This window comes from Paraburkholderia sp., assembly GCF_034668105.1.
Classification (GTDB): Bacteria; Pseudomonadota; Gammaproteobacteria; order Burkholderiales; family Burkholderiaceae; genus Paraburkholderia.
In genome coordinates this window covers 1-9,587 of the sequence record NZ_JAXDPY010000514.1, presented here as the reverse complement: position 1 = coordinate 9,587, position 9,587 = coordinate 1, and the positions used below count along the sequence as shown (strand labels likewise).

Annotated in this window: 8 protein-coding genes; 2 read left to right on the top strand and 6 right to left on the bottom strand. The window is 63.7% G+C overall.

What is annotated here, in order from left to right; all coding sequences use genetic code 11:
* From QOC89_RS22980 to QOC89_RS22955, 6 genes are all read right to left on the bottom strand, one after another.
* Window positions 1–226 (bottom strand): amidohydrolase family protein (locus QOC89_RS22980; protein WP_323047120.1); only part of this gene is annotated, 226 nt, incomplete at its 3' end.
* 14 nt (window positions 227–240) lie between these two features.
* A complete protein-coding gene (locus tag QOC89_RS22975; protein WP_323047119.1) occupies window positions 241–1,284 on the bottom strand; it encodes a hydroxyacid dehydrogenase in 1,044 nt (347 codons plus the stop codon).
* Window positions 1,281–2,372, bottom strand: coding sequence for a LacI family DNA-binding transcriptional regulator (locus QOC89_RS22970; protein ID WP_323047118.1), 1,092 nt, complete (start codon window positions 2,370–2,372; stop codon window positions 1,281–1,283). The genes QOC89_RS22975 and QOC89_RS22970 overlap by 4 nt, the downstream gene beginning before the upstream one ends.
* Window positions 2,373–2,392: 20 nt before the next feature.
* Entirely contained in the window at window positions 2,393–4,300 is a 1,908-nt protein-coding gene (locus QOC89_RS22965; protein WP_323047117.1) for a TRAP transporter large permease subunit, read from the bottom strand.
* Window positions 4,301–4,303: 3 nt separating this feature from the next.
* A complete protein-coding gene (locus QOC89_RS22960; protein WP_323047116.1) occupies window positions 4,304–5,335 on the bottom strand; it encodes a TRAP transporter substrate-binding protein in 1,032 nt (343 codons plus the stop codon).
* 124 nt (window positions 5,336–5,459) lie between these two features.
* A complete protein-coding gene (locus QOC89_RS22955) occupies window positions 5,460–6,332 on the bottom strand; it encodes a cation diffusion facilitator family transporter (RefSeq protein ID WP_323047115.1) in 873 nt (290 codons plus the stop codon).
* Between the two features lie 199 nt (window positions 6,333–6,531).
* On the opposite strand from QOC89_RS22955, the gene QOC89_RS22950 reads away from it, so the two are divergent.
* Both QOC89_RS22950 and QOC89_RS22945 read left to right on the top strand, forming a co-directional pair.
* Entirely contained in the window at window positions 6,532–8,397 is a 1,866-nt protein-coding gene (locus QOC89_RS22950) for an ABC transporter transmembrane domain-containing protein (protein ID WP_323047114.1), read from the top strand.
* 240 nt (window positions 8,398–8,637) lie between these two features.
* Window positions 8,638–9,587, top strand: a 950-nt coding sequence (locus tag QOC89_RS22945; protein ID WP_323047113.1) for an alcohol dehydrogenase, incomplete at its 3' end; no start/stop codon positions are given.

Genomic DNA, 9,587 nt, shown 5'->3' with positions numbered 1-9,587 from the left:
ACCTTGCCAATGCCGACAACGTGCAACTGTTGTCGAAGCCATAGCCCGTGGGTTGCACCACGACGACCCGCGTCAAGCCCAACTCCTTTTGCATCCGCTGGTACGCGCTTACGGGTGCGGGCGGCGGGACAAACGTGGCGTGAGGCGCGAGGGGATAGCCCGCTTCATAGATATGGATGTGGCAATCACATGCGCCCGGGTACAGCGTGGCCAAAGTCGAATTCATGAGGGTGCGCTTTGCTATGAATGTCGAGGTGTTTGCGATTCCAGCGCGGCCTGTGCTTGCTGTTCTCCACACGCGAATCTGCTCAATCGGCTAGCGTGCGAAGCATTCACAGCGCCTTCCGGTACTGCTCCGCTGAAGATCGCCTCGACCTGCGAGACTGTCTGAAGCGCCTGGTGTTCGATCGCCTCCGGCGTAAGACCGCCGATATGCGGGGTTGCAATCACCTTGGGATGCCGTGCGACGATCAGGGAGGGCATCTGGTCCGCTTCGCTGCCGACGTCGAGTGCACAGCCGGCCAGATGGCCGGAATCCAGTGCGGATAGCAGCGCGGCCTCATCGACCAGTTCGCCGCGCGCGGCATTGATGAAGTACGCCCCGCGTTTCATCGCGGCAAACGCCTGGGCGTTCATCAGGTTGGCGGTTTCTGCGGTGGCGGGCGCGAGGCAAACAACGAAGTCGGACGTAGCCAGCAGCGTGGGCAGCGGCACTTGCTGCAAGGTGGGCTGTTCTACCTCGGTGTACGGATCCGTGACGATCACACGCATGCCCAATGCACACGCCGCGTCGCATAGATAGCGCGATATCTGGCCATAACCGATGACACCCAGGGTGGCGCCGCGCAGCTGGCGTCCCATCACAGGCTCGGCGGGTGTGCCGCGATGATAGGCCGTCGCGTAGGCAGGAATGCCGCGCGCCATCGCGAGAATCACGCCGATCACCCATTCCGATACCGACGGCACGAATCCGGCGCTCGCCTGTGTGACCAGCACGCCGTGCTCGCTTGCGGCGCCGACATCGATGGTCCGGATATCGACCGCGCACCGCACGAGCGCCGCCAGCTCCGGCAGCGCGGCGAACAGGCTGCGCGGCGCCGGCGTCTGGCGATAGGCGATGATCACGTCGCAGCCACGCGCCGCGGTGGCCAGTTCATCGGTGCTGAGTTCGCGGCGCTCGGTGTTGAGTTTCACCTCGGCGAACGCGCGTAACCCGGCGAGCGCCTTGTCGCCGAAGTAACGTTCCAGCATGTGGCTAGGATGACTAACAAAAACCGTATTCATTTCCTGGTATTCCGCTTTCTGGCATGGATAGACGGAACCTGCGCGGGAGGTGCCGCCACGGATTCGCGTTCGATGAGCAACGTAGTGTTGAAAACCAGATCATTGGCGTGCGCATTTGCGCCCGGCGCCCCCTGGGGCGTCATGGCCCGCTCGACCATCGCGCGAGCCATCTCGGTCACCGGCAGTTGGACGGTGGTCAATCTGGGATTGGACAGCGCGGACAGAAACAGGCCGTCGAGTCCGACGACGGAGACGTCCGAGGGCACGCTCAGCCCGGTTTCACGCAGACCGGACATCAAACCCAGCGCCATCAGATCGTTGACCGCCACGATGCCCGTGGGGCGGCAGGCATTCTTGACGATTTGCCGAGCAAGCTCGTGTCCCACTTCGCCGATGACGGAATCGCCATATTCGTTCGACGGGCCGCCTTCAATGACACGCGCCTGGTCGCGCAAGCCGGCCTCGCTTGCCGCTGCGTAGAAGCCGTCGATCTTGTCGCTGCGACTCACGGTCATACCCGCGACCGTCGCGAACGCGAGCTGCGTATGACCGTGAGCGATCAGATGACGGGTGGCGATCCGCGCCGCCTCGAAGTTATCCGGCGCGACGTGGTTGACTTGGGATTGCTCGCCGGGCGTAGCGCGCCGGTCGTAGCTGACCACCACCATGCCACGCTGCACCGCCTGCGTCAGGTGGCTCTCGTCAGCCAGCGACGAGATCACGATGACGCGCCGGACACCATGGGCGAGCAGATCCTCAAAAAAAGACGCTTCTTTTTCCTTGTCGCGATAGGTGTTGCCGATCAACACGCGGTGCCCGTACTGCTCCTGCGCGAAGGTCTCGACCTCGCGGGCAATGTAGCCGTACATCGGGTTGGCGATGGACGGCACCAGCAGGCCGATCAACGGTGTCTGGCCGGTCTTCAGCTGACGCGCGAGGGTACTGGGCCGGTATTTCAGCGCTTCTATCGCCTCTTCCACGCGGGCGAGCGTCTCCTGACGCATCCTTTCCGTGCGGCCGTTCAGTACATTCGACACGGTGCTCACCGAGACGGCGGCATGTTTGGCGACGTCTTGTATCGTGCTCAAGAGATCCTCGGAAAAGTGACTTACATCCCAAAGCGGGATGGTAGCCAGAGAGAGAAGCCGGGCACAAGCACCAGCAGGACGAGGACGATAGCAAGTACCGCAAGGTATTTGAGCATGGGCCGCGCAACGCGTTCGACCTTGGTGCCCGTGATGGCGCAGGTGGCGAACAGGCCGAGCCCCACAGGCGGTGCGAACAGGCCGAGTCCCATTGCCACCACGGCCACCGTTCCGAAGTGCAGCGGGTTGATGCCGAGCTGCTGGGCAATCGGCGTCAGCAGAGGCCCGAAGATGATCAACGCCGGCGCGCCTTCCAGGATCGCGCCAAAGACGATCATGATGAGCACGGACAGCAGCATGAACCCGGTCGCACCGTAGTGACTGCCGAAAGAGACCATCACGCCGGACACGAGCGCCGGAATCTGCTCGATGGTGAGCGCGAACGAGACGCTCGACGCCGCGGCGACGATGAACAGAATGCTGCCGGCCATCGACGCGGAGCGCACGAACAGCCGCGCGACCACCCGTGGCGTCAGTTCACGGAATGCAAGCCAGCCCGCCACCAGCGCATAGACCACGGCGAATGCCGATACCTCGGTCGACGTCGCCACCCCGGACGTCACGCCTTTGCCGATCATGCCGATCATGATGAAGGCAACGAGGGCGCCGCCGAGCAGGGGCACCAGCGGCCGGCGCACACTGAAGGCCTTGCTGGGATCGATGCGCCGGCCAAAAATCACGGCCATGATGCCGAGCGACACAGCGAGCACCGCGGCCGGCACGATCCCGGCGAGAAACAGGCCAGCGATCGAAATGTTGGCGACAAAGCCCATGATGATCATGTTCACGCAGGGCGGGATGGTTTCCGCCATGACTGCGCTGCTGGCGAGGATCGCGGCAATTTCGTCCGGATCCTCTCCGCTTTGACGCACGGCCGGCATGACGACTCCGCCTACCGCCGCGATATCGGCCAGCTTGGAGCCGGACACACCCGAGAAGAAGGCGGTTGCCGTGATGGAGATCAAGCCGAGGCCGCCGCGCACGCGTCCGAAGATACGCAGCAGCAGCTCGACCAGACGCGACGACATGCCGTTGGATTCCATCAGCAGGCCGGCCAGCACGAAGAACGGTACCGCGAGCAGGACAAAGTGATTGGCGCCGGCCATCACCTGCTGCGAGTACACGAGCATGGGCAGGCTCGGTTCCGCGAGGAAAAACAGCAGGGCGGAAAAGGCGAGGACGAAACAGATCGGGATGCCAAGGAACAGGCCGCCGAAAAATCCCGCGGCGAGCAATAGCCCCGGCTCGATCGGATGCGCCGGGACGAACGTGCTCCAGGCGAGCAGCGCGAGCGCAATCACCGCGCATCCCGCGAGACTCCCCAGCACGATGCGCCGCGTGCCGTTGATGGCATTCGCCACGGCGAACAGCGTCATGAACAGACTGCCGATCACGAGCGGGTAGACGTTGATCCAGCCGGGCAATCCGCTCGCGGTGGTCTGCCCGTACGAATCGACGAGCAACAGGCAGGACGAAAAAAACAGGCTCGCCGACACCCCGGCAATGATCCAGTGCCCGGCGTGAATCATCGCGGTTTGCCAGCGCCTCGGCAAAAGACCGCGGAACAACTCGATGCCGACATGCTGGCTGCGGGCCAGCACCGTCGCCGCGCCGAAGAAGACCAGCACGATCATCAGTGCAGAGGCGATTTCCTCGGCCCAATCCACCGGGTCGTGCAGGAAGTAGCGGTAGATGACCGACACGAATACCACGGCCACGTCGGCGGCCAGCACGGCGGCCGAGAGGTATTCAGTCCATCGCACCAAGCGTTCGAGGCCCGGTCCCCATGGTGTTCCACGATCGAAGGCCAACGCTGTGGCCGTGGCGTGGCCGGCCTCGTTCGGCGTGTGCGGGGTGGGCAGCGCGCTCATCGATCAGGCCCTTGCCGCGGCGATTTCCGCAAAGAGCGGTGCCGTCGCCGGATATTGTTTTGCGAAGCTCTGATAGAGCGTGCTCTGCAATTGATGGCGCACGGCATCGCGCTCGGCCGGCGCCATCGGGTAGAAAGTCATGCCACGTTCCTTGAGGGCCTGCTCGGCCTGCGCGACTTTTTCGTCGGCGATGGGGCGCTGTTTCAAGCTGGCTTCCTGGACGGCCTTGAGAAATCCCGGGCGCAACTCCGCGGGGATCTTGTCCATGGATCGTTTGCCGATCGCGACGGTGAGCGGACTGAAGTTGTGCTGGGTTTTCCAGCATGACTTCACGACCTCGTAAAACTTGCCTGACAGCACCGTCGCGGAGTCGTGTTCCAGCCCATCGACGACGCCGGTTTGCGCGGCCATATAGAGCTCGCCAAACGGGATCGGCGTGGGGACCGCACCCATGGCCTTGAAGGTCTGGATGAACGCGGGTGTCGGCAATACCCGGAGTTTGGTGCCCTTGAATTCGGCCAGCGACTGAACGGGCTTTTTGGTGAAGACATTGCGCGCGCCGAACTGGGACGTCCACGTGAGAATCTGGCAACCCGAGCGGTCTTGCAGGAACTTGCCCAAGGTGGCGCCCACGTGGCCGTCGAGCACCTTCTCGGCATGCGCGAAGCTGTCGAACAGATAGCCCATATCCAGCATGCCGATTTCCGGCGCGAGCGTGGCCCAGATCGAGGCGCCCGTCACCATCATGTCGATCGAGCCGATCTTGACCTGCTGCACGACGTCGCTTTCATTGCCAAGCTGATTGTTCGGAAAGAAGTCGACACGGATGGCGTCGCCTACGTTCTTTTTCAGACTCGCGGCGAAGTTCTGGTACCAGACATAGTGCGAGGCGTTCTGGTCCGCCACCATCGTGGAAGAAAAACGCAGCGCGATCGGCGCCGAAGCGCGCGCCAGGGTGGGCAGGGAACCGGCCGCCGCGGCGACCGAGGTGGCGGAGGTGAGTTGTAAGAATTTTCGCCGGGAAATCGAAGCCATGGTGTCTCCTGAAGTCCGTGGTGTTCGGACGATTTAGTGTATCGATATAGTAAATCGATACACTAACCGGAGCATCCTAGGGTTTTTACGGGGTCACAGCCTCGCCGCGGTCCACGCCACCACGCTATCTGACGAGATCGTCCAGCCGCTCGTCCTTGATGCCGAAGGGCTCGAGGTGAGCTGTGGCATCGGTCGACGGGAACAATCTCTGCACCGCCTTTTCGGCGTTATCGCCGATTGCATGACCTTCTTCGACCGTGAGCGCGCCGTCGACTTCCACATGGAATTCGACAAAAACCCTGTCGCCGGCGTCGCGCGTCCGGATATCGTGAACGCCTTGCACGCGGTCGCAGGCCAGTACCGCGGCTTCAATGCGTGCACGGTCTGCCTCATCCAGCTCGCGGTCCAGCAGTTGAAACAACGCGTGGACCGTCATGCCGCGCGCGCTCCACAGCATGTAGACGGAGATTGCCAGGGCGCCGATCGCATCGGCCCGCGACCAGCCAAGAAAGCGGTCGAGCAAAAGCGCAACCAGCACGGCGATGTTGACCGCCACGTCCGTCACGTAATGGGCACGATCCGCGGCGATGGCCGTGGAACCCGTGCGCCTGACCACGAGGGTTTGCATAGCGACGAGCCCGGCCGCGGCCACTGAGCTGCCCACAATCACCCAGATGCCGAACCCGGTCTGATTCAATGCTTGAGGAACGAACAGACGCTGCACCGACTCGACGGCGAGTCCGATCGCCGCGCCGGCGAGCAGCAAGGCCTGAACGAACGCGGCGACTGCCTCGGCTTTGCCATGCCCGTAGCGATGGCCGCGATCGGCAGGCATGGCCGCATAACGAACCCCGGCGAAGGTCACGGTGGACGCGACGACATCCACCAGACCGTCGGCAGCGGCTGTCAGCAAGGAAATCGAGCCGGTGGTGAGCCATGCCCAGACTTTGACGACGACCAGCGCAAGTGCGACCACGAGTGCAACAATCGAGGCCATGCGCCGCAGCGCTCCGTTGGACATGCTTTCAGACATCGATTCGACCTCGGTATCGATAGGTTAATTGGCCTGTGCTGCGGATTATATGGCGGGCGGCGCAAGAGGCCATGCGTCGGGCCACGCCGGGCTTTTGCGTGAACGACGTCGAATACGCAGGACTGGCACAATCGGAAGATCTTCGATCCGCTCGGGAATCCCCATGCCAGACGCCGTTACGTCTTCGCCGCCTTCACGTTCTTCACCCCGTATCGGCCCCCTATTTGCGCTGTTTCCCTTTCTGCGCCCTTATGCCGGCCGTTGGGCGCTCGCCTTCCTCGCGCTGGTGACCTCGGCGGGCGCCACGCTGGTGCTGCCGGTGGCGTTCAAATATCTGATCGATCGAGGCTTCGCCGGGGGCGACCGGGCGCACATCGACCGCTATTTTTTCGCACTATTCGTCGTTTCGCTGGTATTGGCCGGTGCCACGGCGTTGCGCTTCTATCTCGTGTCGTGGCTGGGCGAACGCGTCACGGCCGACTTGCGGCGCGCGGTCTACGATCACGTGCTGGGAATGAGCCCGCAGTTTTTCGAAACCACCCAGACCGGCGAGGTGCTGTCACGCCTCACCGCCGACACCACCTTGATCCAGGCGGTGGTGGGCACCAGCCTGTCGCTGGGATTGCGCAACTTCTTCCTCTTGACCGGTGGCGTGGCGATGCTGGCGGTCACGAGCCCGGTGCTGTCCGGCTACATCATTGCGACGCTGGTCGTGGTGGTCGCGCCGATCGTGATCTTCGGCCGGCGCGTGCGGCGGCTCTCGCGTGCAAGCCAGGACAAGATCGCGAACACGAGCGCGCTGGCGGGCGAGGTACTCAATGCGATGCCGACCGTCCAGTCGTATACGCAGGAGCCATTCGAGGCGCGGCGTTTTGCCGCTGCGGTGGAGACGGCCTTCGAGACCGCGCTCACACGCATTCGCGCGCGCGCCTGGTTGACCGCCGTGGTGATCGTGCTGGTGTTCAGCGCGATCGTGTTCGTGCTGTGGCTCGGGGCACAGGCGGTGCTGGCCGGGCGGATGACGGCGGGGCAGTTGTCCCAGTTCATCCTCTACGCGGTGTTCACGGCCGGCGCCGTGGGCGCGGTCGCCGAAGTGTGGGGCGATCTGCAGCGCGCTGCCGGCGCCACCGAACGTTTGCTGCAATTGCTGGCGGCGCGCTCGCCGGTGGTGGAAGCCGAGACCACGGTCGCGTTGCCTGTGCGAGGCGAGGGCATCCGCTTCGACAACATCAGTTTCTCGTATCCATCGCGCCCTGGCATTGCCGCGCTGTCCGCACTCTCGCTCGACGTCCGTCCGGGCGAACATGTCGCATTGGTCGGCCCATCCGGCGCGGGCAAGACCACGCTGTTCCAGTTGCTGCTGCGCTTTTACGATCCGCAATCCGGCCGCATTCTGATCAACGGCGTCCCGACGCGGGACGTGCCGCTCGTCGAATTGCGCAAAGAGATTGGCGTGGTGCTGCAGGAATCGGTGATCTTTTCAGGGAGCGTGCTGGACAACATCCGTTATGGCGCGCCGGAAGCCACTTTGGCGCAAGTACAACGCGCTGCCGAGATGGCCGCGGCGGCCGGCTTTATCGAAGAACTGCCGCAAGGCTACGACACCTTTCTCGGCGAGCGCGGCGTGCGCCTGTCTGGCGGACAGCGCCAGCGCATTGCGATCGCTCGCGCGATCCTGAAGAATCCGCCCATCCTGCTGCTCGACGAAGCCACCAGCGCGCTCGACGCCGCCAGTGAACGGCTGGTGCAAAAGGCGCTGGACAACGCCGCGCAGAATCGCACCACACTGGTCATCGCGCACCGCCTCGCGACCGTTCAGCAGGCCGACCGCATTGTCGTGCTGGAACAGGGGCGCATTGTCGCGCAGGGCCGTCACGCGGAGCTTCTTTTGAGCTCGCCGCTGTATGCCCAGCTTGCTGCGTTGCAGTTCGGCGAGCAGGTGGGGCCGGCGGTGCAACGCGGCGCGGTGAGTGATGCGGCCTTGAGTGATGCGGCCGTGAGTGAGCCAGCGGTGAGCGACCGGCCGTGAGCGACCCGATCGGGTCGGCGTGAAGGACGCAAAACTGGCCGCACGGATGGCCTGATTGAATAAGCCTTGCGCGAGTCATGCGGCTTCGCGTCGGCGAGAAGAACAGACCATGCCGTCGCAGGGAGCGGTGCCCGGAATATGGCGTAAGCTGAAAGCTTGACCGGTAGGTGACGTCGGCAGCAAATCCGCGAACCGGGTTCGGTCAGCTCGCGTTCGTCTCTTTTCATCAGGAGGAAAGCGATGCGGACGATGAAGGCAATGCAGGTCGCGCGGGCGGGCGGCCCTCTCGAGCTCGTCGAACGGGACGTGCCGGAACCGGGTGCCGGGCAGGTACTGATCAAGATCCAGGCGTGCGGCGTCTGTCACAGTGATGTGTTGACGAAGGAAGGGCAGTGGCCGGGCCTGGAATATCCGAGGGTGCCAGGGCACGAGATCGCGGGCGTCATCGATACAGTTGGCGCGGGCATAGAAGGATGGCAGGCGGGGCAGCGCGTCGGCGTCGGCTGGCACGGCGGACATTGCGGACGATGCGAGAATTGCCGTCGTGGCGATTTTGTTCTGTGTCAGCGCGCACTCGTGCCGGGTATCAGCTACGACGGCGGCTACGCCGAATTCATGCTGGCGCCGGTCGAAGCGCTGGCGCGCATTCCAGACGATCTTTCCGATGTCGATGCCGCTCCGCTTCTATGCGCGGGCATCACGACATTCAACGCGCTGCGCAACAGCGGCGCGCGGGCCGGCGACGTGGTCGCCATTCTGGGCATTGGCGGACTCGGTCATCTCGGCGTGCAGTTCGCGAGAAAGATGGGATTCGTCACGGTCGCCATCGCGCGCGGCGAGGACAAGGCCAGTCTTGCGAAACAACTCGGCGCCCATCACTACATCGACAGCACCGCGGCGAACGTCGCCGAGGCATTGCAGGCGCTGGGCGGCGCGCGCGTCATTCTCGCCACCGTCACGAGCGGCAAGGCGATGAGCGCGGTAATAGGTGGCCTCGGGGCGAACGGCAAGCTGATCATGGTCGGGCTTTCGGATGAGCCCGTCGAAGTGCCGATCGCGCAGTTCATCATAGGGCGCAATTCGGTGCAGGGCTGGCCGTCGGGTACATCGGCGGATTCCCAGGACACGCTCGCATTCAGTGCGTTATCGGGAATCAAACCGATGATCGAAGAATTCCCGCTGACAAAGGC

What these genes read in the sequence shown, in the direction of transcription:
- QOC89_RS22955 (WP_323047115.1), bottom strand. Translation starts at nt 6,332, where the DNA reads ATGGCCTCGATTGTTGCACTCGTGGTCGCACTTGCGCTGGTCGTCGTC.
- QOC89_RS22960 (WP_323047116.1), bottom strand. Translation starts at nt 5,335, where the DNA reads ATGGCTTCGATTTCCCGGCGAAAATTCTTACAACTCACCTCCGCCACC.
- QOC89_RS22965 (WP_323047117.1), bottom strand. Translation starts at nt 4,300, where the DNA reads ATGAGCGCGCTGCCCACCCCGCACACGCCGAACGAGGCCGGCCACGCC.
- QOC89_RS22975 (WP_323047119.1), bottom strand. Translation starts at nt 1,284, where the DNA reads ATGAATACGGTTTTTGTTAGTCATCCTAGCCACATGCTGGAACGTTAC.
- QOC89_RS22950 (WP_323047114.1), top strand. Translation starts at nt 6,532, where the DNA reads ATGCCAGACGCCGTTACGTCTTCGCCGCCTTCACGTTCTTCACCCCGT.